The sequence below is a fragment of the Salinivibrio proteolyticus genome (genome assembly GCF_001996165.1).
GTDB classification, from domain to species: Bacteria; Pseudomonadota; Gammaproteobacteria; order Enterobacterales; family Vibrionaceae; genus Salinivibrio; species Salinivibrio proteolyticus.
Genome location: NZ_MUFP01000018.1, coordinates 78881 through 105777, shown reverse-complemented (window position 1 = coordinate 105777; position 26897 = coordinate 78881). Strand labels below are relative to the sequence as shown.

The window sequence follows — 26897 nt, the reverse complement described above, 5'->3', positions numbered from 1 at the left end:
CACTATCAAGCTTTCGGTATCTAGTGACGCTTGATCAATCAACATGGCAAAGCCAAATAAAAAAGGGCCCACCAAAACCATCGATATTTTCTGTAAACGCTGTAATGCACCACTGTTTAAATACCGCAAAGGCGGCAAAGGTGCATTGGTGAAGTGCTTTAAAGAAAGGATTGTTGAGGATGCCACCACCACGCCGTGTCACTGCCCCCAATGCGAACAGCCCTTTGCGCGTGACACCTTGGTGCGAGGCACACCAGCCTATAAATTTATTGGCGGTAAGGTATGGTTCAAATGAAGATAACCCCTTTAGGCAATACGTTAGGGGCGCAAATCGATAATATCGATTTATCCCAGCTTTCCGAGGCTGAGTTTGCGGCGCTGTACCAAGCATTTTTACGCTACAAAGTGCTTTTCTTTCGCGAGCAGCCTCTATCTACCGACGAACATGTCGCACTGGCAAAACGCTTCGGCGAGCTTGAGCCAGCTCACCCGTTTTTTCCGCACCTGCCCGACAACGAGCAAGTGGTTGTGATTGAAACCAGCCGCGGTAATCCACCCAGCCAAAGCTATTGGCACACCGACATGACATGGCAAGCGGTGCCGCCCAAGTGCTCGGTTTTACACGCGCAATATGTACCAGAACATGGCGGGGATACGATTTGGTGTGACATGGCAGCAGTATGGGCCGATCTCACCGACGAAGAAAAAATCGAGCTACGCGAGCTCGACACCATTCACGCACTGCACGCCTTTGAAGGCAGTCGTTACGATCATCAAGACGCCGAGGGCCAGAGTGTGGTCTCGAAACGCGCTCAAGACTACCCACCCATTCGCCGTGCCATGGTGCAAACCCACCCAGAAACCGGCCAAGAAGTACTATTTATTAACGAGCAATTTACTCGCACGATTGCCGACTGGCCAGAGGCTGACAGCCAACAACGGCTTGCGACACTGTTCAGTCAAGCACGCCAATCGAAATATCACGTTCGTTTTCGCTGGCAAAAACACTCGGTGGCAATCTGGGACAATCGCGCCACCCAACACTACGCAGTAACCGATTATGGCGACACACCCAGACGATTACACCGCGTCACAGTTCAGGGTGAGCGTGCTCAATAACACCTAACGGCGTTCAAGTGAGGGTATATTCATACAGATTGTTGCTATGCCCATACAGTATGATTTGGTGTTGTAGCTGAAACCCGAGCTTTTCGAGCAAGCGGTTGGAGGGTTGGTTGTCCGGTAAGGTCACCGCCTGAACCGTAGTCAGTCCGCTCGCTAACAGAGTTGCTTCAAGCACCGCCTCGGCGGCTTCTGTGGCATATCCCTGCCCGGTATAACGCGATAAAAACGCGTAGCCTAAATCTGGATATGCCAACTCATCGCGCTTGAGCACACCGCACATGCCGATGGGCTCACCATCTTCCCGCCGTTCTACCAGATTCAGGCCAAAGCCATATGCTTGATAACTCGCAAGCGGCCCGTGACGGAGATACTCGATCGCATCTTGCTCAGTACGCACCTTTTTATCTGCGATATAGCGTATAAACGACGCATCATTAAGCAGCTCCACAATAAACGGCGCATCGTCGAGATGAAACTGTCGCACATTGAGCCTTTTTGACCGGCATATCAGTGTCATAAACCACTCGCCTACTGAAACATTCTATCGCGCCATAATCGCATATTGGCGCGAATAAGTATCTACGCCGGCAACCAACACTGATAAAAATCGGTCTTCGCATGTTTGGGGTTAGCGCGAACAAATTCCCAGCCGTGCTGGCGATAAAAGGCTAACGCACGATGGTTATCACGGCTCACAGAAAGCATTGCTCGCCGACACCCCGCGTTTGTTAAGGTGGTTTCGATATAGTGCTGCAGCAAAGGGGCAAACCCTCGACCACGAAAAACAGGTGCAAGGTAGATGAGATGCACATAACCAGTCTCAGGCTCCGGCGACGTACTGCGAAATTCAAGCTGCCCAGCCCATTCTCCATCGACAAAAATATGCCGATAAAACCACTCGGGCTGATTCATGCGTTCACTCACCCGTTCATAATAGCCCGTTAGAAAGTCTTCAAACCCCTCATCGGAGCCAAAGCTACACACAAAAGCGTCCCGACGTGCAGCTACGCAATTAGCAAAATCGGTTTCAAGATTGATGGGACGGAAAGTCAGGTGCATGGGGGTATCCTTACTCAAGATAATCTCTATCTCCATGACGCGCGCAAAAGTTAGTGCTAGATAGCACGGGTCATCGTTAACTCATCAACAGAATGACCATCGATTCGATAACAATCCGACATATTGCCAATCACTTTAAAGCCACATTTTTCGTATAATTTTTGAGCGGGTAGATTATTAGAGAGCACGTTCAAGTCAAGCCATCTGACATGCTCTGTGTGTTGACAAAACACCACCACGGCATTAATTAATGCCGCCCCTACTCCTTGTCGCCTAATACGACTTTCAACTCCCATCCCAAGCATAACGCGATGAACCTTGTACGGTTCGTTATACTGACGCAAGTCAATATGACCAACAATGGTATTATTCTCTTCTTTAGCCAACCATAGTTTTCTCCAGCCTGTCTGCCCCACCTCAAACTGAAAGCCATCTTGAAACTTCGCTTTTAACTCTTCGGATACATAGCTACATGCTTTAGAAAGCGGCTGGAAGCTTGGCGCACTGTTGGTGTTATTTTCTTCAAGCTGAGCATTCAGATAGACAAAGAATGCTTCTAAATCTGCTGTCGTTGCCTCAACGATTTTCACTGGCTAGTTTCTCTGTTACATAAGTAATAAAAAACATGGCGATACTCGCTCGATGTTAGGTTTCGAACATTGATTACAAACCACCTTTTTCTTTCTCTCCGAGGAATTGACTAAAGCGTAATAAATAGCCATCGGGATCTTGAACCAAAAACTCTCGTTGACCGCAAAGCACTGTCCCTTCGTCATACCAGTTTTCTTGTTGATCTTGATAAAGAGACGTTTCAGACGCAACCAAGCGTTCTAGAACCGGCGAAATATCACTTAACTCTATTTGAAAATTAACACCTCGTCCGAGTGGGTAGACGAGTGCCCCTGTCTCCCATCCGGCGTCGTGCATTTGTTCAATCATAATATGAACCTTCTCATACTCTAAGTAAGCGAATTTTGGTGTGGTGCGTTGATTTCTAATTTTGAACCCAAGCAAATCCTGATAAAAATGGAGTGACCTTTCGAAATCACTAACAGTTAACTCTGGCACCATTGGGTTCCAATATTCTTCCATAAAATCCCTTTATATAATAAACAACGAACTTTTTACTCTTAATCACTTGACGAGCTTACTTGCATCAAACACTAAGTGACGTTTGGTTTACTAACATCACTTAACGAATGTTTTTCTTCAAAGTTATTACACTTGATATCTACTTCACGAGATAATATATCTGCGATTTTTGATGGTTCATAAAAGCTCGCTGACGGAATACGTATCAGTTTATGATGACCATAAAGCGCTTCATTTACGTACAGATCGCGTTCCTGTCTTTTCTTCCATTGATGCGTCGCATCATCTAACTCAATCACAGCGAGTATTCTTGTCGTTTTGTCAGTTATCACAAAATCCATACGCTTTGCCCATGTACGAGAGTTATGTCGGAAGTTGACGGGCTTAACGAGCGCCATAAGGGACACTTGGCTGTGAATGACATAGTCAGAGGGAAGTGCCTTTTGGAGTGCAAAATAAAGTTTCTGCTCGTTTCTAGTCGCAAGGTGTGATTGGCGTTTATGTTCAACTCTCTCAAATCGGCGTTTATACGGATTATTATCATCTATTTGATTATCAGCGTATTTTGAGCTCTCCATTTCTTGACTAAGAGACGGCTCCTTTCTCTTCCAACGAGTATCCGTTGGTTGGCTAGCCTTTGTAAACTTCCACACCAGATAGATAAAAGCGATAAAAATACCGAGGTATACCATTATCAACACCCCATAATTGTGCACCGAAGAAGTAATTCCATTGTAATTTTATTGAAATGACAACTCGTTGACTTTTTCCCTTGCTAACTCTTCTTGTTTGCTCAAAAAATCAAAAAAGTTAGAATTGCTTATAAATGGATTTTTCGCCGGATTAGCACTTTGCTTTTTATGGTTTAAAAACAGGTCGTTTTTGTGTGGATGATTCGCCAAGTTAACTGTCACAGCGGGAGGCTGTGATGCAATAGCTCTAATTCGGTCCATACTTTCGAAGAATTGCTTAGCAAGCTTAGAATCTTTGGCATTGATACTATGCCCACCAACAACAAATGCGCGATGCGCCACGCCTTTATCCTTAACAAAGAAGTCTATCGAGTAATCTCCGGCCGTATGGCCTGGTGTCGTATAAAACGTAAACGTTTCTTCACCAAGTCTTAGTACCATATTGTCATGTACAACAACATCTACGCGTGGAGGTAAAAATGAATTTATTCCATGACTTTTTCGTGATTGCTCAATAACCAGATCATGACCGCTCTTTGTCATCAATACCTTTGCACCATAATGAGACTGAAGGTACTGAGCTCCGCCAGCATGATCTGAGTGACCATGAGTGACAAAGATATGTGTTACCTTTTTATCCTCAAGCCCTAATTTACTGAGATTGATAGGAATCCATTTTGAATAAGGGAAGTCTAGCGTATCAATGATCACTAAGCCTTCACCTGTTTCAATAGCATATGACGAAACCCATTTATCTCCAACATAATAAACATTGTCGAACATTTTAAAGGGCGCAACATAGCCGTTTTTATCATTCATTTCAGGAGCCGCATCACTTGCATACGAGTTTAAAGTAACAAGTAAAAATAGTATTATTAATTTTTTCATTTCTCTTCTTATAAGTTAAATAGCAAAAAATAAATATTTAATCAGTAAAATAAAACACTCTTCTCATTCATCAAACAGGCCCACGAAGCCCAATGAGATTTCCAAATGGATCAGTGATTTGGCACATCGATAGTCCATGCTCGATCGCCATTGGACCGCGGTATAACTCAGCGCCGATTGCCTTAAAGTGATCTAGAGCGCTTAACAAGTCATCAACCAGCCAATACAGCACAGTTCCGCACTTACCATTGCGGACTTTTTCATCGGCTTGCACAATTTCCAACTGAAAACCATTTAAGTCGAGGGCGGTAAAATCAAAGTCTGGATAATACATAGCCGTTGCATTAGGAAAAGCCTTGCGATACCACTCTAGCCCTTCATTAACGTTAGGTACATGTACAAGCAATGCAGAAGGGTAAACGGACATACCATTGGAATAACCTTGTCTAGTATTCATTGAAAGTGACTCGCAAACTTCTCGATAAAAGATTAACTGTCGTAACCCAGTAATTCATAAAGTCGTCTCAGCAATCAGCCGACGCCGCTATCGTTAGTGTGATTTAGGCTCAATTAACATGATCTTACATGTGCCCTTTGAAAGTGGTTTGTGCTCAACATCTTTCGGAACTACTAGCATTTCTCCAGTGTTAATCGTTACCAAACCATCTCTAAACTCAACTCCCATTACTCCTTCAATAACGATGAACACTTTGTCGGCTGGGTGAACATGCCAAACAAACTCATCCTCTATTTTTACCAGTTTGAACTCACAATCACCCATTTCAGCAACTAAATTAGGTGACCAGACCTCCGGCATTTGCGAGAATTTTTCTTTAAAGTTAATCGGCTTAACATTCATTTTATTTCCATCCTTCATTCAAATGTGTATATTTATAGCTAAAGGTTTTAAGCGAATTACCATTTACCACATACTAAGCCGTTTTCTATCGCAACATAAAGCTGATGCTTCGTTCGACTTGAAAACTGCGAAAACCATTCTTGACGGTTCTCTACTGTGAACGGATCTACCTCAAATCGAGCATTGGTATTTTCGATATAATAATTAAAAATGTCGGTAATAGCCGACACATCTGTATGCTTGCCAGTCCTAATTTCCATGCAATATCCTTACTCTATATCGTCGATGTTCACCATCACTCGAATTATCAAGACGACACTGTCTAGCTAGGCACTGTTTTAGGAGAAAAAAGTTGAGCTCGCTAAACACCACTTTTCTCTTTATTCAGAGATTAATTACAAAAAATTGCCATTATTGCCTGTGAACGTGAGATGATGGTGAGCTTAGGTTCAATGCTCAGAGACGGCGTGATGTGGGATAGAGATCTCACCAAAATTTAACGATTGACGACATGCTCGTTTGTTAGCTACTGATTGCACACTTAAAGTTTTGATATCTCGTCAGAGCAAAACTCAACTAGCAGACCATCCTCGAGCCAAACCTCATACAAAGGACCACCAAAGTGTTTTCTAAAGCGATGAGCTAATTGATGTTTCTCTGCTATTTCGACTAACTCATCTACCGTTTTGTTTGCTTCGAGCATAAAGTGAGAAGCATGAAAATTTTGGTTTTTACCTTGATCTTCATAAATTGCAGCTAAGTCACCGAACGTCAGTTTATACTGCGCTAGAATGAACTCTATTAGCTCATTATCACTCTCACTCCAAACACATATCCATGCTCCAGTCATTGTCTTTGACGGAAATGCTTTAGCCTCTCCATTAGTAAGCTCAGCTAAAATCTCAGAGCTGCGCTTCGGTTGGAGTGAGTTAATAGATAAATGCTTAATTTTATTTTCATTAAATTTCTCGATCTTCCCTAAGATAGCCAGCGCCCGCCTAAGGCGCTGACAACGCATTACCACTAAACTCAATCACAACAACCATAACCACCACGGCTCAATGGGACTGGAAACGCCACGCGTTGCACTTCCATTGAGGTGTTTGTTATCAGGATTTTGCCAGCTTATTCAAATCATTACCTTCAAATCGGTAATACTCTTTTTCTCTAATCAAATTGGCTCCGATTGATTTGTAAAACTTTCCTGCTGTCGGATTCGTACTTTCTGCTGTCCAATCTAGGCGCTGACAGTTATGAGTAATAGCGATAGTAGCCAAGTGTTTCATCAATTGAAGTCCGATACCTTTACCACGAGCAGAGGAAGATACAAACAGGTCTTTCATATACATCTGGCCTGATAATTTTGGTGCCGGAAACATTATTGTGTAAGTTGCAAAACCCAAAACCTTATCGTGGTCAAAGGCTGCGATCACTTTTACGCCTGAGTGCTCAGAAAATAATTGATGACTAAGATAGTTGGCTAAGTCCCGTTCTGGCGCAGCCTTATCCCCGAAATAGTACTGCTCAAGTTCAATGAAGATCTCAACTAAATCAAGGCAATGGTGTTTATCAACTCTTTTGATTTCTACAGACATTTACATCCCTATAAAGAATGACATGACGACATGAACTCCCCCTCTTGAAGATCTGCCACACCTAGTTGCGGCCTTTAATACCGGAGGCAACCATGTCTACTCAATTCTTTTGTGGCGTTGATCTCGCTAAACACCACTTTTTTCTTTATGCAGTTATTAACTACAAAAAATTCGACAAAGTTTTACGATTGACGACATAGTCGTTCGTTATGTAAGTGGTTTAAACTTTTTTGTCATACCTTCGCTGGATGGAGAGACTAGCTTGTAACCTAACTTCTCGTAAAATGCAGGCTCATCTGCAATCATTGATACATAAGAACCTTCTAAAGCAACTGATGATAAATAGCTGTCTATATACTCCATAACTTGCCGACCAAGCCCTCGACCTTGGTAAGACGGATCAACTGCAACGTCCACTACCTCAAAATTACATGCACCATCGCCAACGACACGCCCCATTGCGATTAGATCATCGCCATTTCTTATTGAAATACCGTATAAACTATTTGGTAAAGCGATTGTGGCCGCTTTAAGAGATTTTGGAGAGAGACCGGCTTTTACACGCATATCACAGAATTCTTTGGGGCTAGGTAATTTTTCTTCGAATTTTATTGTCATCATTATGCTCCTATTGATTCACCTGAAGCATACACATTACCACTGTATAAATAAACAGTTTTACGATCACTCTGTTAAGCACGTATAACGAATGGCATGATATCGCTATTGAATAGGTACCATACGTGGGTACGGTTTTTATGGCATTGAACTCATTAAGTATCATTTTTCTCTTTACATGGTGGATGACTACCAAAAATCGCCATTATTACCTGTGTAAGTAAGATGGTAGTGGTCTTACGTTCGATGCTTATAGACGACGTGATGTGGGATAAAAACCTCGCTAAATTTTAGGATTGACGACATACTCGTTTGTTATAACGCAACTTCACCTATCATTTTAACCGCAAGCAAGGTCAATAAAGCCTGGATTATTTTAATAATATAACCATTTTTTGTACTTAGTCGAAGCTTCGTTCCTATAAACGAGCCTAAAATAGCGCCCAAAACCATATAAACAATAAGATCTAAATCAGAAAACATGCTCTCAGTGAACGACAAGTACACGGGGACTTTTGCTAGGTGACTAATTGTCATAAATAACGCGCTTGTTGCTATGATTTCATCTTTAGATTCCAGTTGTTTTGTTAACACGCTCAAACTCAACGGTCCAGTTGCACCTACTACCAACCCTAACCCTGTTTGCAAAAAGCCGATCAGATAAAAGCTTTCGTATCGACTGACAGACGCTGAAAACTTTGGGCTCCATAGGTTGAGTAAAATATACAGGCCAATTGCAGCTGGGACATACTCCATTGAAATATGAGACAAGCCATACCCGATCATCAACGCACCGATGACTGAACCAAGTAAAAAGCGAGGAACAAGCTGCCATCTAACATGTTTCAATGAAAACAGCATACGTGACGAGTTACTTGCCAATTGAACCAAGGCATGAATTGGTATTATCAAAGCAGGGCTTAGGAAGACAGGAAGGACTGAAATTAGAAGCATTCCACCGCCAAATCCAACGATGCCAGCAACCATGGACGTCAGTAATGCTATTAACCCCAATAGATATTCGATCTTCGATTTCTCCTTGCGCTATAACGCCGCGCACAGCGGCGAGCGACGCGAGTCCGGCCGCCACAGGTGGCAAACTGCTGCGCTTTGTTATGAAATTTGATTACTTGCATTTGTAGAACGAGCGATTGCCAATCTTCTTGAAATCGACCTTTTCTTTGTCTTGTAAATGGCGAGCTAGCGTTGCAAATAGCCAACCAGTTTCGTTGTCTATTTTGTTCCCTTGTGGGTAGGCAGATTTTTTCAGCTGTAACTGGTCTTTGATATAGGTTGCTGGCACCCAGCCTTCGCTAAAACTGCCTTGGGACTCTTTAATGAAGGCGGCCATTTCGCTAGCCATATCATCAAAAAGCGTATGAATGTTTTCTTTATGGCTCATAGCTTCCTCTAGTTTCATAACAATGTATTAGTGCGCATGCCGCCTATCCCAACTAAGGCGTTTACATTATCCCCTAGTGATAAAAACTAGCCCAGAATTCGTTGCCACGCAGGAGCGTGGGAACGAGATATAATGTCTAATAGCCCTGTCACATGATTGGCAGGCAGCGGTGAGACCGCAGTAAGAGACCCTCTATATGTGTTTACCGTAAGCAATGACTTAATGGCGGAAATGACCGAACGAAGTAGACGACTTTGTTGTTCGAGAGCATTGGCTGCTGCGCAGCCAAAAAAATGCTATTGCCTATTGACCGGAGAAGGGCTCATATGTGTTATAGCCCGGCTTGAGGCGAGTACTTTTGCAGTAGTGCGGCTCTAAAATTTTGCAAGCTTCCTAAAAACGGAGTATGTACCTCTGTAAACTCATCCACTTCACTTTTTTCAACGCCGGTTTGACCCATAGCAATTTTCAAGACAAAAGTTAACACTGGATAGTATGCGCCTTGCAAGTCCTTTAGCTCCTCCGAAACCTCACAGAAATAGATAGCTTGATACATTTCAATTTTGGACAAAGGGCTATCATTGATGTCTGGCGAAATTTTTTTGAAAGCCTCTGTTCGTGACTTCTCAAGCCAAAGTTCTAGTTCAAATGTATGGCTAAATATGGCTTCTAACTTTTCTCTTAGCAACACTTTATGTCCTAGTTGCTCCTGAAGCTCTTTGGCGACTACAGCTTTTACTTTTTCTGCAGCCTCAGTAGTAACTTCTAGATGAGCGACAATATCTTGTTGATTTGCTTTTGTTGCCAAATCCTCACCACGTTTCTTGTAGTAAGATGAAACCAACGAAGTGATCGCAGCGGAAATGACTGATATTGCAATAATCACTACGTATATCTGGTAATTGTTGAATATAGTGTCGCTGACGATTTCTTGCGCTATCGCTTTGATTAAATCTTTATCCATAACCTATTTCTCTTCGGGGCTATAACATTGCATTAGTGCGCGTGCTCGATTTTTCAAACCCGTTATACGCATCTCTTATCGCCTAAGCTACTGTTATTAATATCACTTTTAACGCTCTAAGCAATCAACTCGTCTACGAAAGTGTGCATGCCGCCTATCACGGCTCAGGCGTTCACACCATCCGAAACGATACCAACTAACTCATAACGCGTTACCACGCAGGAGCGTGGGAACGAGGTGACCAGCCCGCAGTGACAATGAATTGGCTTTAACCCCCACGCTACCGCCCTCTGGTTGGCGGCGTCCAAAAGGCCATGTATGGGCGAGAATTTTAGGGGGCTTAGATTATCAAACGCTGGGTAATGTGTTTAGACAAAGGCGTCTAAAATGTTGGCGTGGTCAGGGTTTTGGGGATTTGTGGGGGCATAAATGCAAAAAAGCCGCTGAATAATCAGCGGCTTTTCAGTATGTGGCGGAGAGATAGGGATTTGAACCCTAGAAGGGCTATTAACCCTTGCCGGTTTTCAAGACCGGTGCTTTCAACCACTCAGCCATCTCTCCGGAACGCGGCGTATATTATTGGGTTCGCTGTGGCTTGTAAACCCTTTATTTGCCGCTTTTGGTCTGTTCGCTCAAGCCGTGATCAGGTTGGCGATATTGCTAGCAAAAGGCGATTAGCTTGCCGCCAATCGCCCTACTTTACTGAGACACTTTAACCGAGTCTCGTTACCGCGCAGTACTTATAGCGCGATAAAAATACCCGCCAGAGCCGCACTCATTAGGTTAGCAAAGGTGGCGGCAATCACTGCGCGCACGCCTAAGCTTGCCACATCTTTGCGACGCTCCGGCACCATCGCACCGATAGAGCCGAGCTGAATGGCAATCGAGCCGATATTCGCAAAGCCACACAAGGCAAAGGTCACAATGACTTGGCTTTGCACCGACAAGTTCGCTTTGATATCAGCAAACGATAAGAAGGCAACAAACTCGTTAAGCGCAATTTTCTGGCCAAGTAAGTTACCCACGGTGAAGATCTCGTGCACCGGTACACCGGTGAGTAGTGCCAGCGGTGAGAACAGGTAGCCAAACAGCATTTCTAGGCTTAGACCGTCAATATCGACCAACTCACCTAAACTACTCAGCCCAGCGTTTAGCATCGCAATCACGCTGATAAAGGCCACCAGCATGGTGCCCACAGCCACCGCGACTTTCATGCCGTTCATCGCGCCGCTGGCGAGGGCGTCAATCGCATTGGCTTGGTCGCTGTCACTGATCTCTACATGGTTTTGTTCTGCGGGCGTCTGTGTTTCCGGCACAATGATTTTTGCCATCAAAAGTCCGCCGGGGGCAGCCATAAAGCTCGCGGCAATCAGGTATTTCAAATCCACACCCATCGCCGCATATCCGCCTAACACACTACCGGCGACCGAGGCCATGCCTCCCACCATCACAGCGAAGAGCTCAGAGCGTGTCATTTGGCTAAGAAAAGGGCGAACTACCAAAGGAGATTCGCCCTGAGAAAGAAAGATGTTGCTGGTTGCCACCAGAGACTCTGCTCGGCTGGTACCGAGTAATCGCTGTATGCCACCGCCGAGAAGTTTAATAACCCACTGCATAATGCCGAGATGATAAAGGAGGGATATCAGCGCACTGATAAAAATGATTAGCGGCAGAACTTTAACAGCGAAAATAAACCCATCGTTGGCGAGAGGGCCAAATACAAACTCAATGCCTTCGTTGGCAAATGAAAGCAGCTTCGCCGCGCCATTGCTCATAGAGCCCRGCATGGCTTGTCCTACTGGAATGTAAAGCACCAGTGCGGCAAAACCCGCTTGTAGGCCAAATGCCCCAAGCACTGTACGCCAGTTGATCGCTTTACGGTTAGAGGAGAACGCATAGGCGCACAAAAACAGAGCGACGATGCCGGCCGCACTATAGAGAAGTTGCATAAATAGAATACCTTGCCGTGTTGTGTTGCACTTGCGGTACAGATGAGTACGACACGCTGCCAAGGTGGCAAGAGGTTCCATCATGCGTTTCATCGTACCGCGGGTTCGGTGAAGGTGGGCCCAACCTTGGACACTTTTTCTTCAGCCGCGAATCGCGACACAGCCACTCTTTGCCTTTGGGCTGGCGAAGAGCGCATGTTGGGCGGGCATTCTATTGTGATTTGAATCGCATTTCCAGCTAAATTTGGCCTTTGATCACATTTTATTCTCAGCCGCTCACTGAGCGCTACGACGATGGTCGGATAGGCTGCGAGACGGTTTTTTGGCAAGATTGATTGACACAGATCGCTCATATGTTATTGATAACCTGCTATTGACAATAAAATTAATCAAATAGCGATAAAAACAAACACAACAACGCAATTATTATAAAGGAAACAATCATGCAAACCGTCTCTCCTCATGAGGCCGGGTCGCGTTTATCTGTGATCCAACGTGTTCGCGCCTTGGGGCCGGGCATTATGATGGCCGCTGCCGCCGTGGGTGGCTCTCATCTGGTTGCCTCAACCAAAGCCGGTGCCATTTATGGTTGGCAATTGGCCGCATTGATCCTGCTGGTAAATCTCTTTAAATACCCTTTTTTCCGCGCAGGCGTACAATACACAGCAGGAACCGGCGAAACCTTAGTAGAGGGCTATGCCCGCCTTGGCCGCGGGTATCTGTGGCTTTTTATCGTGCTCAGCGCGGTATCCGGCGTGATCAATACAGCCGCACTGACTTTATTTAGCGCCAGTCTGCTGAGCTATTTTGTGCCGTTTGATCTCTCCCTGACCGCCCTTTCCATCATTATTGTAATGACTTGTTTGGTCATTCTAATTGCTGGCCATTACAAGGCATTGGATTGGCTATCTAAAGTGATCATGGCGACGCTCACCTGTGCCACCTTGGTCGCGGTGACTGTGGCAATCGGCAACCCTGTCGCGGTTGAGTCTAATTTTCAGGCTCCGTCCATTTGGTCAATCACGGCGATTGGCTTTATCGTGGTCACCATGGGTTGGATGCCCGCCCCGATTGAAATTTCTAGCATCACCTCGGTGTGGCTAAAGCGTAAAGCGCAATCTGAGCCCATTAATGCTAAAGCGGCGCTGTTTGATTTTAACGTCGGCTATATCGGCACCGCTGCATTGGCGATTGTGTTTCTATCGCTCGGTGCCCTGCTGTTGCATGGCAGTGGGGTTGAATTAAAGCAATCTGGGATTGGCTTTTCGCATCAATTGGTTGGCCTGTATGCCGCCACGATTGGTGAATGGTCCCGCTACTTGATTGCGGTGGTCGCTTTTTTCTGTATCTTCGGCAGCACCATTACCGTAATTGACGGGTATGCGCGGGTCGTGTCTGAATCGCAGCGCTTATTGCGTCGCCAGCCACAAGCCTCGCCACTGGTGACTCAAGGCTGGATGTTAATCACGGCCGTGTTAGCGCTCGGTATTGTCGCGTTTTGGACCGGTGCATTGCTAACCATGCTCGATTTCGCCATGATTGCTGCATTCGTGACCACGCCGTTCTTTGCATTGCTCAACTATATTTTGGTGACCAAACACCGCTTACCGCCTGAAGTGACCATGAGTAAGTCGATGCGCGCACTGGCGATCGTGGGCCTGATATATTTATTCGGCTTTTTAGCAGTATTTATCTGGTGGAAGTGGTTGATGTAACAAAGTTTACCTTGTTCACGCTTAAAGGGCTGGGTTAACATCCTTTTACAACTTCACCATCGGCGTTGAGCACGGATAAGGTATTATTTGCTTTATAAAAGCCAGTCATGGTTTAGGTTAAGGACGTGGGTAGCTTGAAAAAGTGAACGACTGCCCACATAACTGTCGTATTAAGAAATGGATTGTTAACCCAACCGGGAGAACGTTATGAACGATCGTATCGTTTCGCACAGCCAGTCACAGCAGAGTGCGTTATCTACTAACAAAGTGCTACGTAACACGTATGCGCTGCTATCGATGACACTGATCACCAGTGCTATCGCGGCCTTTATCGCTATCGCTGTCGGCATCGGCCCAATGATGTCGCTAGGTATGACCCTAGGTGCGTTGGCGATCGTGTTCTTTGTGCTACCTCGCACCATGAACTCCTCCGCGGGTATCGTGTGGACCTTCGTGTTCACCGGCCTTCTGGGCGCCTCGTTAGGCCCAACACTGACCTATTACCTGAGCCTGTCGAGTGGCCCAGGGATTGTGATGCAGGCGCTTGCTACCACAGGTATGGTATTCCTTGGCCTGTCGGCTTATGCTATCACATCGAAGAAAGACTTCTCTTTCATGGGTGGTTTCTTGGTTGCCGGTGTGATTGCCCTATTGGTGGCGATGGTTGCGAACATCTTCCTACAGATCCCAGCGCTGAGCTTGGCGATCAGCACCATTGCGGTACTGATTTTCTCAGCCTTTATTCTGTATGACACCAGCAACATCATTAACGGCGGCGAGACTAACTACATCCGCGCCACCGTGTCGCTGTATTTGAATATCTTCAACATCTTCGTTCACCTGCTGAGCATTCTTGGCATCATGAACGACGACTAAGTGCCACACAAAAATTGTGTATGCACCACCAAAGCCGGCTATTGCCGGCTTTTTTTATAGCAGCACGCACAAGCGTGATGAAGAAACCTGTCCGCAATAAACGTCAGTTGCACTCATTCCAGTCGCTCGCTATGCTTTGCAGCCTTATCAACGGCGAGAACATCCGCTGGGATGACGAACAAAGGCAAGACTATGTTGGTGTATGAAGGTGAAACCGTTGCAACGGATGCGCAAGGGTATTTAAAAAACGTAGACGATTGGCACGAAGCGCTGGTTCCCTTGTTGGCTGAGCAAGAAGGCATTGCACTGACCGAGGCCCACTGGGAAGTGATCCACTTTGTCCGCCATTTTTACCAAGAATACAACACCTCACCGGCGGTGCGTTTATTGGTAAAATCGATGGAAAAAGAATACGGCCCAGAAAAAGGTAACAGCAAATACCTGTTTAAGCTCTTTCCGAAAGGCCCGGCCAAACAAGCGACCAAATTGGCAGGCCTCCCCAAACCCGCCAAATGTTTGTAACTAAGCCGCTTTAAAGACTGTCCTATGACCTACTGAATGGCAAACCCATCCACGGAACGCCATTCAGTATCTTCGTGTTTAACCTGATTCACGCTCGCGGTGGGCGGCCCTTGATCTAACCATGCAATAAGGGCATCAACCGACTCTTCGCGGCCACATGCCAACACCTCAACACGTCCATCTGGCAAGTTCTTCGCGTACCCAGTCAAAGACAGTTTTAATGCCTCGTGCGCGGTGTGATAACGAAAGCCAACGCCCTGAACGTGACCTGTGACATAGGCCTTGACGCATTTTTGAGACATCGGTCACCTCCACTGTATTTCCATTGCATAATGACATCTGTATAACGCTACATGAGACAGTCGTTTGACAGGATTACGTCATGAAAGAAGTAGCGTTTCGATGGATTGATAAATACCTCATCCACCTTCGGCTCCAAGAAAAATTTTACCTTATCTTTTTCCTTCCCCTCCTCGCAATGATAGTGATAGCTCTGACACTCGATGCAGCGTCGGACACGCGAGTGGCAACCAACATGCAGGCGGAAGGCCAAGCCATTCAGGCCCTAGTGGCGAAATACGATTTGCCAGCGCAAGAAGTACGCACGGTACTACAAAACCAGCAAAGCGGGTTTACACTCACGCCGTCGGGACAGCTTGACTATCAGCCAGATGGCACCTTGTTTACCTACCTTGGCACACTCGATTGGAGCTTGCTGCTTGGCATGGTGGTGGTGATTGCGCTGTTGACCTATTACATCATGACCTTTATCGGCGGCGCGATGTACACCATGAACCAAGCTCTCTTAAAGCTAGCAGATGGGGAACTCAGCTACCGAATGAACTTCTTCCCAGTAAGGGATGAGTTCAGCCAGATCGCGATTACCATCGACAAAGTGCTTGAGCGTGAGCAAAACATGGTGAAAGCCATTCAGCAAAGCGCAGAGATGATGGATAGCTTGTCATCGAGCCTGCAGCAGCGCAGCGACGAAAGTGAATCACTGGGTGAAAGCCAACGTCAGTATCTTGATTCACTCGCCAGTGCCACCGAGCAAATGGCGGGATCGATTCGTGAAGTGGCGAGCCACGCCACCGATACGTCTACTCAGACCCAAGAGGCTACCGAGGCGGCTCAGCAAGGGCGTCAACAAGTTCAGCAAACCATGACGGCGATTAACGCGCTGGCCAGTGAGATTGCTCAAGCCGCTGATAAGGTGACCGAACTGAATCAAAATGCTGAGCAAATTGGCAGCGTGGTGACCACCATCAACGCCATCAGCGAGCAGACCAACTTATTAGCCCTGAATGCGGCGATCGAGGCTGCCCGTGCGGGCGAGCAAGGGCGTGGCTTTGCGGTAGTCGCCGATGAGGTGCGCACCTTGGCAAGCCGCACTCAAGAGTCCACGGTCGATATTCAAACCATGATTGAGTCGCTGCAAACGCATACCACTGAGTTGCGTCGCGTTATGGAGGGCACCGTCGAAAATGCGTCTGCCAGCGAAGCTGCAGTGCAAGAGATTGATGCCGAGATCAGCCAAATCGCCGCTCGTAGCAGCACGATTTCTGATCGCAGTACCGAAATTGCAGCCGCCGCCGAGCAGCAAGGCAACGTGGCGAGCACGATTTCACAAGATGTGGAACAAGTGCGCAGCCAGTCCACGCAAGTCGCACAAATGCTGCGAGATTCTGCTACCGAAGTCAGTGAACTTGGCACGCAAGCGCAGCAATTGAAAACCTTGGTGGCAGGGCTTCGTACCTAACCCCCTTGGTTCACGCCCGCATGCTTCCTATTACGCGCCCGACTCTGGGCGCGTTTTTATTGCAATGACACCAGCCTTGCTCGACAATACCCGCCCTTTTTTGCTTTATCCGCAAGTCACGTCATGATGCAGGTGCCTTACTCAGCATTTTGACGTGTTTTGCACCACCAAATTGTTAGGAACGTCCATGACTGCCACTGTGTATCTCGCCAAAGGCCGCGATAAGTCCATCAAACGCCTCCACCCTTGGATTTTCTCGCGCGGCATTGCCCGTATCGAAGGGAAACCTGCTTTAGGTGACACGGTCACTGTTTGTGATCATCAAGGTGAGTTTTTAGGGCTAGGCGCCTATTCACCCCAATCCCAAATTCGAGTTCGCATGTGGTGCTTTGAAAAAACCACCATCGACAGTGACTTTTTCCTAGCCCGTATCCGCGCGGCAAAACCGCTACGCACCATGCTCGCTGAGCGTGATGGACTCACCGGTTATCGACTATTGGCCGCTGAGTCTGATGGCGTCCCCGGCATCACCGTCGACAAGTACGATAACTACTTGGTGTGCCAATTGCTTAGCGCCGGCGCGGATGCTCAGCGTGATAACCTCGTCACTGCCCTGCGCACCGAGTTTCCAGAGTGCCATATCTACGAGCGTTCCGACGTTGCGATTCGTAAAAAAGAAGGCCTTAAACCGCGCACCGGCGTTTTACACGGTGAGGAGCCACCTGCGTCCGTCATCATCGAAGAAAACGGCGTAGCGATTGAAGTCGATATTGCCAATGGCCACAAAACCGGTTTTTATCTCGACCAACGGGATAGCCGAGAACAAGCGGTGAAATACATGGATGGCAAACGGGTCTTAAACTGCTTTTGCTACACTGGCGGTTTTGGTTTGTATGCGCAAAAAGGCAATGCTAAGCAGGTCACTAATGTGGATGTGTCACAGCCCGCGCTCGACAAAGCGAAAGCCAATGCGGCGCGAAACGGCTTTGATCTCACCCGTGCTGAGTTTGTGAATGCCGATGTGTTCAAGCTGCTGCGCACTTATCGCGAACAAGGCGAACGCTTTGATGTGATTGTGATGGATCCGCCTAAATTTGCAGAGTCGAAATCTCAACTGACCGGCGCATGTCGCGGCTATAAAGATATCAATATGCTCGCTATGCAGCTTCTTAATCCGGGCGGTGTGCTGCTCAGCTACTCTTGCTCAGGTTTAATGGATGCGGGTCTATTCCAAAAGATACTGGCAGACGCGGCATTAGATGCCGGTAAAAACGTGCAGTTTATTGAGCGCTTTGCACAAGCGGCGGACCACCCCACTCACAGTGCATATCCAGAAGGTTTTTACCTCAAAGGCTTTGCGTGTTTGGTGCAATAACACACGGTCTTTAACTGGTGTGCGGACGGGCGCAAAGCGCGTCCGCACTTCTGGACATATCTGTCTGATGAATCTACGTTTAAGTAAGTAGCGACTCGACAGGAGTGTTCAGATGCTAAGCCCCATTAAGCCCAACGACGAAGCTCAACGCCTCAAAAAATTACAAGACACTGGCGTGCTTGATACCGAAGACGAAGAGCGCTTTGATCGCATCACTCGCTTAGCCAAACGCCTTTTCGATGTCCCTATCGCCCTCGTCAGCCTCATTGACGATGATCGCCAGTGGTTTAAATCCTGCTTTGGCCTTAACGTGCGCCAAACGCCACGCGATATCTCTTTTTGTGGTCATGCTATTCTGGGCGATCAACCCTTTGTGGTGAAAGACGCCAGCCTCGATCCACGCTTCGCCGATAATCCCCTCGTTGCGGGCGAGCCACATATTCGCTTTTATGCTGGATACCCGCTCTCGCTTGGCGACGGGAGTAACATGGGCACCCTGTGTGTGATTGATGATAAGCCGCGCCGTTTTAGCGATGAGGACTTGCGCTTTTTGAAGGATTTGGCCCTACTCGCCGAGAGTGAGCTCTCCTCAGCGCAAACCGCATATACCGATGATCTCACGGGAATATCTAATCGACGCGGCTTTATGCAGCTAGCCAGTCGCGCCGTACAGCACTGTCAGCGCATGAATTCGCCGTATTCACTGGCATTCATCGATTTAAACGATTTTAAAATCATCAATGATACTTATGGTCATTCCGAAGGGGATATCGCCCTTCGCCATATGGCTAATCTGCTGCGCGCCAACATGCGCGAGTCCGATGTGTTTGCGCGGTTTGGTGGCGATGAGTTTGTGGTATTTCTCTCTGGCGCTGGGCGTGAAGCCGCCGAGCAAGCACTCGAGCGTTTTGCCGGTGTTGTGGAGCGGTTTAATCAAATCAATCGCCACACCTACCCTATCTCATTCAGTTATGGCGTGGCGACCAGTTCCATGTCGACGCCGCGCAGCTTGGATGATCTACTGGATGAAGCAGACACCAAGATGTACCAGCAAAAAAATGCCAAGGTGTAAGCCAAAAAGCGGGGTGTCATACCCCGCTTTCGGTTAATGCCCGTGCGAATACCAGCCTATCCCTCTTAGGAAGAAGACAGCGCCGCTGCAATGGTCTCCAAACTGCTCGGATCGTCAATCGTCGAGGGGACTTGGTAAGATTCGCCATCCGCCATCTGACGAATAATACGACGCAAGATTTTACCTGAGCGTGTTTTAGGCAACTTCTCCACGATAACCGCGTGTTTAAAGCAAGCTATCGCGCCAATTTGATCCCTCACACGCTGCACCAATTCCCGTTCTATCTCGCCACCCACAGAGACAAAGCCATCTTTCAACACCACTAAGCCGAGCGGCAATTGGCCTTTGAGCTCATCGTGCATGCCCACCACCGCACATTCGGCGACCGCGTCATGGCTTCCCAGTACTTCTTCCATTTCGCCAGTCGATAAACGGTGACCCGCGACGTTAATCACATCGTCAATCCGTCCCATCACAAACACATAACCATCTTCGTCCATGTAGCCACCATCACCGGAGACATAGTAACCGGGGAACTGGCTGAGATAGCCGGCTTCAAAACGATCGTGGTTGCGCCACACCGTGGGCAGGCAGCTAGGCGGCAGAGGACGCTTCACGGCAATGTATCCTTGCTGGTTTGGTGCGGCAATCTCGCCCATTTCATCGAGGATACACACCTGATAGCCAGGACTTGGCATGGTTGCCGAGCCGGGCTTGGTCGCAAAGCAGGTTAACCCTAATGGATTGCCTGCAATCGCCCAGCCGGTTTCGGTTTGCCACCAGTGATCAACCACGGGTCGCTGGGTCTTTTCTTCTACCCATTCCAATGTGGGCGGGTCAAGCCGCTCGCCGGCCATAAACACCGTGCGTAAAGATGCCATCGGATAGCGCGCAAGGTGCTCACCGTTTGGGTCTTGCTTTTTAATCGCTCGAAAGGCGGTAGGTGCCGAAAATAAGATGCTGACGTTATACTCATCACACACGCGCCAAAACGCACCCGCATCCGGTGTACCGACGGGTTTGCCTTCAAACATCACCGTAGTGCAGCCGTGTAGCAAAGGGGCATACACAATATACGAGTGCCCCACGACCCAGCCGACATCCGATGCGGCCCAAAACACTTCACCGGGTTTGACGTTGTAAATCGCGCTCATGCTGTACTTCATCGCCACCGCGTGGCCGCCATTGTCGCGCACTACGCCTTTGGGTTTGCCCGTGGTGCCGGATGTATAGAGGATATATAAAGGATCGGTGGCATTGACGGGCACCGGCGCCGCAGGAGTAGCTTCAGCCAATAGCGCCGCCCAATCAGCATCACGCGGATTGTCTAAATTAGAACGACACATCGCACGTTGATAGACCACCACATGGTCGGGTTTGTAGCGACTGTCCATGATGGCCTGATCAACCATCGGCTTATAGGCCAAGGTTTTCGCGCCCTCAATGCCGCATGAGGCGGTTAGCACCACCTTAGGCTCCGCATCTTCAATCCTTACGGCCAGCTCGTTCGGGGCAAAACCACCAAACACCACCGAGTGGATTGCCCCAAGCCGTGCACAAGCGAGCATCGCCACGGTCGCTTCTGGGATCATGGGCATATAAATCACCACGCGATCCCCCTTTTCAACCCCTAACCCTGCCAGCATGCCCGCAACTTTCGCAACGTAGTCACGCAAGGCCGCATAGGTATAGGTGGTTTTTTTGTTGGTAACCGGTGAGTCATAAATAAGTGCAGTTTGTTCGCCCCGACCTTGCTCGACATGGGCATCGAGTGCCATATAGGCGGTGTTCATGCTGCCATCGGCAAACCAGCGCTCAATGCCATTATCGTCTTTGCTAAGAATGGTTTGTGGAAAGGTAAACCAATCGAGCTGCTTGGCCTGTGCCTGCCAAAATCCCTCGGGGTCACGACTGGCCCAATCCGCATGGTGTTGGTAACTTGCTTCTTGCATAAGCGGCTCCTTATCGCCCACCCTTGGCAGGCGATACGTTTGCAGGCAATGGATTCATTCCGCGTGCTTAGTTAATCACAAACAACGACATAAACTCATGCACCGGGGTTTTCTCCAGCGCGGCCTGATCGCTACACAAGGCAACGATTTTTTCACTCTGTGCTCGCGGGAAACGAGTCGCCAAGTTGGTGCGGAATTTTTGCTCCAGCACAGGGATCCCTTCTTCACGACGGCGGCGATGACCAATTGGGTATTCCACCGCGACTTGTTCAGTACTGCTGCCATCGGTAAAGAAAATTTGGATCGCATTGGCAATCGAGCGCTTGTCAGCTTCAAGGTATTCCGCGCTATAACGCGAGTCTTCTTTGATCACCATTTTTTGCCGTAGCGCATCAATACGCGGGTCGGCCTGATGGAAGGCGTCTTCGTAGTGCTCGGCCACTAGATTGCCGTATAGTAAAGGTACTGCCACCATGTATTGCAGGCAGTGGTCACGGTCAGCCGGGTTAGCCAATTCCCCTTCTTTGGAAATGATGCGGATGGCCGATTCATGAGTGGTGATTTCAATACGTTCAATCTCGTCAACACGGTCTCTCACCTGTGAATGTAAAGTCACCGCCGCTTCCACCGCGGTTTGGGCATGAAACTCAGCAGGGAAAGAAATCTTAAACAGCACGTTTTCCATTACGTAGCTGGCAAAGTCTTGTTTGACACTAAAAGCGTTGCTGTTAAACAGCACATCGTAATAGCCCCACTTAGGTGCGCTGAGCACCGACGGCAAGCCCATCTCGCCTTTCATGGTGATCATCGCCAACCGCACCGCGCGAGAGGTGGCATCGCCCGCTGCCCACGATTTGCGTGAACCGGCGTTCGGCGCATGGCGGTAGGTGCGCAGCGCACAACCATCTACCCAAGCTTGTGAGACGGCATCAATGATCTGATCGCGATTACCGCCCAACATTTTGGTAACCACAGCCGTTGATGCCACGCGCACCAATAAAACGTGATCGAGCCCGACGCGGTTAAAGCTATTCTCAAGGGCGAGAACGCCTTGGATCTCATGGGCTTTGATCATCGCGGTCAATACATCGCGCATGGTAAGCGGCGGTTTGCCTTCGGCCACGGCCACGCGGCTTAAGTAATCGGCGGTGGCCAAAATTCCACCTAGGTTATCGGACGGATGGCCCCACTCGGCGGCGAGCCAAGTATCGTTAAAGTCGAGCCAGCGAATAATACAGCCGATGTTAAACGCGGCAGTGACCGGATCAAGCTCGTGGGAGGTGCCCGGCACACGCGCGCCATGGCGTACTGTGGTGCCCGGCACCAGTGGACCTAGGTGTTTGGTACATTCAGGGAAACGTAGCGCCAGCAAGCCGCAGCCAAGGGTATCCATCAAACAGTTACGCGCGGTGTTGTAGGCTTCTGCCGAGGCAATCGGCGTGCTATCGACATAATCAGCAATTTGCACCAATAAGGCATCGGGGTCGGGGCGCTGGTTCAATTCTACGTTGTTGCTCATGATCAATTCCTTCTGTGGTTTCAATCGGGTGAATGCGCGCTGATTAGGGGCGCTGATCGATGGGTAGCCAATCTTGGTGTTCAGGACCGTCGTAATCGGCACTGGGGCGAATAATGCGGTTATTAGCGCGCTGCTCAAACACATGCGCCGCCCAGCCCGTTACTCGGCTCATAACAAAAATCGGGGTAAATAATTTGGTCGGGATCCCCATAAAGTGGTAGGCCGAGGCGTGATAAAAATCGGCATTGGGGAACAAGCCTTTTTCGCGCTTCATCACTTGCTCAACCCGCTCAGACACGTCATAAAGCCAAGCGTCCGGTGCGTTTTCGGCAAGCTGTTTCGACCAATGCTTAATAAGCGCATTGCGGGGGTCTGATTCACGGTAAATTGCATGGCCAAAGCCCATCACCTTGTCTTTGTTGGCGAGCATTTGCATTAGCCCTGCTTCAGCGTCGTCAGGCGTGCGCCACTGCTCGAGCATCGCCATCGCCGCTTCATTGGCACCACCATGCAATGGGCCGCGCAAGCTGCCGATGGCCGCGGTAATGCAAGAGTGCAAATCAGACAAAGTGGACGCGCACACACGGGCGGTAAAGGTCGAAGCATTGAACTCATGCTCGGCATACAGCACCAGCGAGCAATGCATCACGGATTCATGTAGTGGCGACGGCGTTTCATCAGTGAGCATTTTGAGGAAGTAACCGCCAATGCTTTTCACCTCCGGCTGATAGGTATCGACTCGTACACCATCATGCGAATAGCGATACCAATAGCAGATAATGGCCGGCAACATCGCCAACAGAGTATCGGTTTTATTCGCTTGCTCACTAAAGTCGGTTTCTTGATCCAAGTTACCCAGCATCGAGCAACCAGTACGCATCACATCCATGGGGTGCGCATTGGCAGGAATTCGCTCCAGCACGGCCTTTAAGGCGTCAGGTAACCCCCGCTTGCCGACCAAGGTTTCTGTGTAGTCAGCCAGCGCTTGGCGATTGGGGAGTTGGCCTTTGAGTAGCAGGTAAGCCACTTCCTCAAATTGGGCGTGATTGGCTAAATCGGTAATGTCGTAACCGCGATAGGTTAATCCAGTACCGGTTTGTCCCACCGTACACAAGGCGGTGGTACCGGCACTTTGGCCACGAAGGCCTGCGCCAGAGAGTATTTTGTCTTTGGGTGCGACGGCGACATTTGTCATGATTGGCTCCTTTCCTTTGATGCCATCAGATTCAACCGCTGCATGAATCCGTGAACGTGGCGATAATTCCAGTGTGGCGTAACCGACGTTTTCACACCGAGGGTGTGCGTTCGTGATCACTCTTTTCCAAATAAGCGATCCAATTGTTGTTCGTAGGCGTGATACCCCAAGAAGTCATAGAGGGCATCACGGGTTTGCATGGTGTCGACCACGTTTTTCTGGTGGCCATCATCCAGCAAGTGTTGATACACATTGAGAGCGGCTTGGTTCATGGCACGAAACGCAGAGAGCGGATACAGCACCATGCTGACCCCGACGCCCGCCAACTCTTGGCTGGTAAACAGTGGGGTTTGACCAAACTCGGTGATATTCGCCAGCACCGGCACCTTGACTTGCTCGACAAAGGCTTGGTACTGCTCGAGTGTTTGCATGGCTTCGGGGAAAATCATGTCCGCCCCTGCTTCTACGTACGCTCTGGCGCGGGCGACGGCACTGTCCATGCCTTCCACCGCCAAGGCGTCGGTGCGCGCCATAATCACAAACTCAGGATCGGTCCGCGCGTCCACCGCGGCTTTAATGCGGTCGACCATTTCAGCTTGGCTGACAATTTCTTTATTGGGACGATGACCGCAGCGCTTTTGCGCCACTTGATCTTCCATATGTATCGCGCCTGCACCGGCCCGCTCCATTTCGCGAATGGTGCGAGCAATATTGAGCGCGCCGCCAAAGCCGGTATCAATATCCACTAGTAAGGGCACGTCGGTTGCTGCGGTGATCCGGCGGACATCTTCCAACACGTCGTTGAGAGTCGTGATCCCCAAATCCGGTAAGCCGTAAGAGGCGTTAGCAATCCCACCTCCGGATAGATAAATGGCTTGATGCCCCACCTGCTCTGCCATCATGGCGCAATAGGGGTTAATTGTGCCGACGACTTGCAGCGGAATATTGTTGCGCACCGCTTGGCGAAAACGTGCACCTGCACTCATAGTATTCTCCTTGTGAACTCATGGCTTAGCGGATTAGTTAATCGGCAATTTGCTGTTCAATCAGTTGGCGACTGCGCTGAATATGCCGACGCATCAGCATTTCGGCCAACTCGGCATCGCGCTCTCGAATTGCCGCTAAAATTTGTATGTGCTCTTGCAACGCTTGCTTTGGACGAGAGTGTGCCCGCGGCGATTGAAAGCGATACATTCGCAGCAAGTGGTACAACTCGCCACACAACAGGTTGATCAGTTTCTGGTTATGGCTGGCTTTGATGATGCAATAATGAAAATCAAAATCGCCTTGTTGGTGAAAGTAGGCCGCCCCTTCCACCCGTTCGATATAGGCATGGTGAGTGTCGAGCACTGCACTTAACTGCTCAATTTCCGCATCGGTGATGTGCGCGCAAGCCAGTCTTGCGGCCATACCTTCTAACGCTTCTCGCACCGCATAAATCTCAGCCAGTTGACGATGGGTGAGAGTCACCACCCTTGCCCCCACATGTGGCACACGCTCTACCAATCCCAGGGCTTCGACCCGCATCATGGCCTCGCGCAGTGGCCCTCGACTGACGCCAAATGCGGTAGCCAACCCCGCTTCCGATACCTTGGTGCCCGCTGGATAGGTGCCGGTGACAATCGCTTCGATAAGCTGCTCGGTCAGGCTGGCTGACTTGGTGGGATCTCGTGGCTTAGCTGGCGACGATTGAGCGTGCTGCGCGAGAAATTGGTCACTTGTCGACAATAAAGACATAAATACCGCCTAAAAACTTCAATATAGCCAGAATAGAACAATATTGTAGACAATGTAGATTAGACTTTGGTCTGTAGCGGCGCCTTTTTATCGTGATCAAAACCACAACGTAAATGATAATGTACGCATTGGATTGTTATTCACTTGTTATCAAACGGGCGTTTGACTCGACCTATTGCGAGAGCGGCGTATGGTAGTGCGGTCGTTTTAATAGGGATAGAACGCAAATATGGATAGAAATCATTCCAAGCGTGAAAACGTATTAGCACTGCTTATCGGCAGTAGTTTGGTGTCACTCGGCATCTTCTTTTTTAATCAAGTAGGATTACTGACCGGCGGTACCGCTGGATTGGCGCTGTTTTTACAGCGGGTCACTGACTTCAGTTTTGGTGAGCTTTTCTTCGTGATCAACCTGCCTTTTTATTGGCTCGCCTACACCCAAATGGGGAAACGCTTTACCTTAAGTACCTTGGTTGCGGTCAGCATCGTCTCATTTTGCGCCGATCATTTAACCGCAGTGCTCACCATCAACACCATTCATCCTGTCTATGCCGCGCTATTTGGCGGCGGGTTAATCGGCATGGGCATGCTAGTGATGTTTCGCCATCAATGCAGTTTGGGAGGATTTAACACCTTAGCGCTGTTTTTGCAGCAGCGGTTTGGCATCCGCGCGGGAAAAGTGCAAATGGCGCTGGATTGCTCAATTGTGGTGCTGTCGCTGCTAGTGGTCGAGCCTTGGCTAATTGGCTTATCGGTCGCTGCCGCAATCACGACCAATCTTGTCCTTGCCATGAACCATAAACCCGGACGCTACCAAGTTCAGCCGCCCCAAGCCGCATAGCGGGCGTGAATGACACGGAAAACACAGATAAATATAGATAGAGGCGGCCTTCCGCCTCTTTTTTCAATCACTTCCTCTGCGACACCTTGTC

At 48.6% G+C, this 26897-nt stretch carries 30 protein-coding genes, 1 tRNA gene and 2 pseudogenes; 10 read left to right on the top strand and 23 right to left on the bottom strand.

The genetic code is table 11. The annotated features are described in order from the left end of the window. The first annotated feature begins 43 nt into the window (after positions 1–43). A complete protein-coding gene (locus BZJ19_RS13495) occupies positions 44–295 on the top strand; it encodes a hypothetical protein (protein WP_025739952.1) in 252 nt (83 codons plus the stop codon). Continuing rightward, on the top strand, positions 292–1119 hold the full coding sequence (locus tag BZJ19_RS13490; RefSeq protein WP_077676003.1) for a TauD/TfdA dioxygenase family protein: 828 nt from the start codon (positions 292–294) through the stop codon (positions 1117–1119). The genes BZJ19_RS13495 and BZJ19_RS13490 overlap by 4 nt, the downstream gene beginning before the upstream one ends. Before the next feature lie 13 nt (positions 1120–1132). Here BZJ19_RS13490 and BZJ19_RS13485 read toward each other — a convergent pair whose 3' ends face one another. From BZJ19_RS13485 to BZJ19_RS13445, 9 genes and pseudogenes are all read right to left on the bottom strand, one after another. Next, positions 1133–1642, bottom strand: coding sequence for a GNAT family N-acetyltransferase (locus BZJ19_RS13485; RefSeq protein ID WP_077676002.1), 510 nt, complete (start codon positions 1640–1642; stop codon positions 1133–1135). Positions 1643–1704: 62 nt separating this feature from the next. Further along, positions 1705–2184, bottom strand: a complete 480-nt coding sequence (locus BZJ19_RS13480; RefSeq protein ID WP_077676001.1) for a GNAT family N-acetyltransferase — start codon at positions 2182–2184, stop codon at positions 1705–1707. A gap of 56 nt (positions 2185–2240) precedes the next feature. After that, complete coding sequence (locus tag BZJ19_RS13475; RefSeq protein WP_077676000.1) at positions 2241–2774, bottom strand: GNAT family N-acetyltransferase; 534 nt, start codon at positions 2772–2774, stop codon at positions 2241–2243. Between the two features lie 73 nt (positions 2775–2847). After that, positions 2848–3276, bottom strand: coding sequence for a bleomycin resistance protein (locus tag BZJ19_RS13470; RefSeq protein ID WP_077675999.1), 429 nt, complete (start codon positions 3274–3276; stop codon positions 2848–2850). Positions 3277–3347: 71 nt separating this feature from the next. Next, positions 3348–3968, bottom strand: a complete 621-nt coding sequence (locus BZJ19_RS13465) for a DUF2726 domain-containing protein (protein WP_077676042.1) — start codon at positions 3966–3968, stop codon at positions 3348–3350. 48 nt (positions 3969–4016) lie between these two features. Next, positions 4017–4856: an MBL fold metallo-hydrolase gene (locus tag BZJ19_RS13460; protein ID WP_077675998.1), complete on the bottom strand. Its 840-nt coding sequence runs from the start codon at positions 4854–4856 to the stop codon at positions 4017–4019. A 70-nt stretch (positions 4857–4926) separates the two neighbouring features. After that, positions 4927–5313: a VOC family protein gene (locus tag BZJ19_RS13455; RefSeq protein ID WP_235608239.1), complete on the bottom strand. Its 387-nt coding sequence runs from the start codon at positions 5311–5313 to the stop codon at positions 4927–4929. 93 nt (positions 5314–5406) lie between these two features. Continuing rightward, entirely contained in the window at positions 5407–5715 is a 309-nt protein-coding gene (locus tag BZJ19_RS13450) for a cupin domain-containing protein (protein WP_077675996.1), read from the bottom strand. Positions 5716–5780: 65 nt separating this feature from the next. Beyond that, positions 5781–5975: pseudogene (locus BZJ19_RS13445) on the bottom strand (N-acetyltransferase family protein); the annotation flags it as partial. Between the two features lie 138 nt (positions 5976–6113). Here BZJ19_RS13445 and BZJ19_RS17285 point away from each other — a divergent pair. Continuing rightward, a pseudogene (locus BZJ19_RS17285) lies at positions 6114–6215 on the top strand (IS110 family transposase); the annotation flags it as partial. Between the two features lie 41 nt (positions 6216–6256). On the opposite strand, the gene BZJ19_RS13440 reads toward BZJ19_RS17285, so the two are convergent. From BZJ19_RS13440 to BZJ19_RS13405, 8 genes are all read right to left on the bottom strand, one after another. Then, positions 6257–6739: a hypothetical protein gene (locus tag BZJ19_RS13440; RefSeq protein WP_235608243.1), complete on the bottom strand. Its 483-nt coding sequence runs from the start codon at positions 6737–6739 to the stop codon at positions 6257–6259. 85 nt (positions 6740–6824) lie between these two features. Then, the gene (locus BZJ19_RS13435; RefSeq protein ID WP_077675995.1) at positions 6825–7310 is read right to left on the bottom strand and encodes a GNAT family N-acetyltransferase; all 486 of its coding nucleotides are present in this window, start codon (positions 7308–7310) and stop codon (positions 6825–6827) included. Positions 7311–7517: 207 nt separating this feature from the next. After that, positions 7518–7928, bottom strand: coding sequence for a GNAT family N-acetyltransferase (locus BZJ19_RS13430; RefSeq protein WP_077675994.1), 411 nt, complete (start codon positions 7926–7928; stop codon positions 7518–7520). Between the two features lie 315 nt (positions 7929–8243). Next, positions 8244–8942, bottom strand: a complete 699-nt coding sequence (locus BZJ19_RS13425; protein WP_268794314.1) for a sulfite exporter TauE/SafE family protein — start codon at positions 8940–8942, stop codon at positions 8244–8246. A 112-nt stretch (positions 8943–9054) separates the two neighbouring features. Further along, positions 9055–9348, bottom strand: coding sequence for a hypothetical protein (locus tag BZJ19_RS13420; RefSeq protein WP_162274224.1), 294 nt, complete (start codon positions 9346–9348; stop codon positions 9055–9057). 313 nt (positions 9349–9661) lie between these two features. After that, positions 9662–10294 carry a hypothetical protein gene (locus BZJ19_RS13415; RefSeq protein ID WP_077675993.1) on the bottom strand — a complete coding sequence of 211 codons (633 nt, stop codon included), beginning with the start codon at positions 10292–10294 and terminating at the stop codon, positions 9662–9664. Positions 10295–10764: 470 nt separating this feature from the next. After that, positions 10765–10855, bottom strand: a tRNA-Ser gene (locus BZJ19_RS13410). A gap of 179 nt (positions 10856–11034) precedes the next feature. Beyond that, complete coding sequence (locus BZJ19_RS13405; protein WP_077675992.1) at positions 11035–12243, bottom strand: NupC/NupG family nucleoside CNT transporter; 1209 nt, start codon at positions 12241–12243, stop codon at positions 11035–11037. A 443-nt stretch (positions 12244–12686) separates the two neighbouring features. Here BZJ19_RS13405 and BZJ19_RS13400 point away from each other — a divergent pair, with 443 nt between their 5' ends. The 3 genes from BZJ19_RS13400 (at position 12687) to BZJ19_RS13390 (ending at position 15356) form a co-directional block, all read left to right on the top strand. Then, entirely contained in the window at positions 12687–13958 is a 1272-nt protein-coding gene (locus BZJ19_RS13400; RefSeq protein WP_077675991.1) for an NRAMP family divalent metal transporter, read from the top strand. A 207-nt stretch (positions 13959–14165) separates the two neighbouring features. Further along, the gene (locus BZJ19_RS13395; RefSeq protein WP_069588355.1) at positions 14166–14834 is read left to right on the top strand and encodes a Bax inhibitor-1/YccA family protein; all 669 of its coding nucleotides are present in this window, start codon (positions 14166–14168) and stop codon (positions 14832–14834) included. 192 nt (positions 14835–15026) lie between these two features. Continuing rightward, the gene (locus BZJ19_RS13390) at positions 15027–15356 is read left to right on the top strand and encodes a TusE/DsrC/DsvC family sulfur relay protein (RefSeq protein WP_069588353.1); all 330 of its coding nucleotides are present in this window, start codon (positions 15027–15029) and stop codon (positions 15354–15356) included. Positions 15357–15385: 29 nt separating this feature from the next. On the opposite strand, the gene yccX is transcribed toward BZJ19_RS13390, so the two are convergent. Next, positions 15386–15658 (bottom strand): acylphosphatase, encoded by a 273-nt coding sequence (yccX, locus tag BZJ19_RS13385; protein WP_069588352.1) that lies wholly within the window; start codon positions 15656–15658, stop codon positions 15386–15388. An 80-nt stretch (positions 15659–15738) separates the two neighbouring features. On the opposite strand from yccX, the gene BZJ19_RS13380 reads away from it, so the two are divergent. From BZJ19_RS13380 to BZJ19_RS13370, 3 genes are all read left to right on the top strand, one after another. Next, positions 15739–17115 carry a methyl-accepting chemotaxis protein gene (locus tag BZJ19_RS13380; protein WP_077675990.1) on the top strand — a complete coding sequence of 459 codons (1377 nt, stop codon included), beginning with the start codon at positions 15739–15741 and terminating at the stop codon, positions 17113–17115. 187 nt (positions 17116–17302) lie between these two features. After that, positions 17303–18490 carry a class I SAM-dependent methyltransferase gene (locus BZJ19_RS13375; protein WP_077675989.1) on the top strand — a complete coding sequence of 396 codons (1188 nt, stop codon included), beginning with the start codon at positions 17303–17305 and terminating at the stop codon, positions 18488–18490. A 112-nt stretch (positions 18491–18602) separates the two neighbouring features. Further along, positions 18603–19562: a sensor domain-containing diguanylate cyclase gene (locus BZJ19_RS13370; RefSeq protein ID WP_077675988.1), complete on the top strand. Its 960-nt coding sequence runs from the start codon at positions 18603–18605 to the stop codon at positions 19560–19562. 65 nt (positions 19563–19627) lie between these two features. Here the strand turns inward: BZJ19_RS13370 and BZJ19_RS13365 are convergent, their stop codons facing one another. From BZJ19_RS13365 to BZJ19_RS13345, 5 genes are all read right to left on the bottom strand, one after another. Continuing rightward, a complete protein-coding gene (locus tag BZJ19_RS13365) occupies positions 19628–21535 on the bottom strand; it encodes a propionyl-CoA synthetase (protein ID WP_268794313.1) in 1908 nt (635 codons plus the stop codon). A 46-nt stretch (positions 21536–21581) separates the two neighbouring features. After that, entirely contained in the window at positions 21582–23033 is a 1452-nt protein-coding gene (locus BZJ19_RS13360) for a bifunctional 2-methylcitrate dehydratase/aconitate hydratase (protein WP_077675986.1), read from the bottom strand. A 43-nt stretch (positions 23034–23076) separates the two neighbouring features. Then, positions 23077–24228: a bifunctional 2-methylcitrate synthase/citrate synthase gene (prpC, locus tag BZJ19_RS13355; RefSeq protein ID WP_077675985.1), complete on the bottom strand. Its 1152-nt coding sequence runs from the start codon at positions 24226–24228 to the stop codon at positions 23077–23079. Between the two features lie 116 nt (positions 24229–24344). After that, positions 24345–25214, bottom strand: coding sequence for a methylisocitrate lyase (prpB, locus tag BZJ19_RS13350; protein ID WP_077675984.1), 870 nt, complete (start codon positions 25212–25214; stop codon positions 24345–24347). Between the two features lie 37 nt (positions 25215–25251). Continuing rightward, positions 25252–25965 (bottom strand): GntR family transcriptional regulator, encoded by a 714-nt coding sequence (locus tag BZJ19_RS13345; protein ID WP_077675983.1) that lies wholly within the window; start codon positions 25963–25965, stop codon positions 25252–25254. 229 nt (positions 25966–26194) lie between these two features. On the opposite strand from BZJ19_RS13345, the gene BZJ19_RS13340 reads away from it, so the two are divergent. Further along, complete coding sequence (locus BZJ19_RS13340; RefSeq protein ID WP_077675982.1) at positions 26195–26806, top strand: YitT family protein; 612 nt, start codon at positions 26195–26197, stop codon at positions 26804–26806. Positions 26807–26897: the final 91 nt, after the last annotated feature.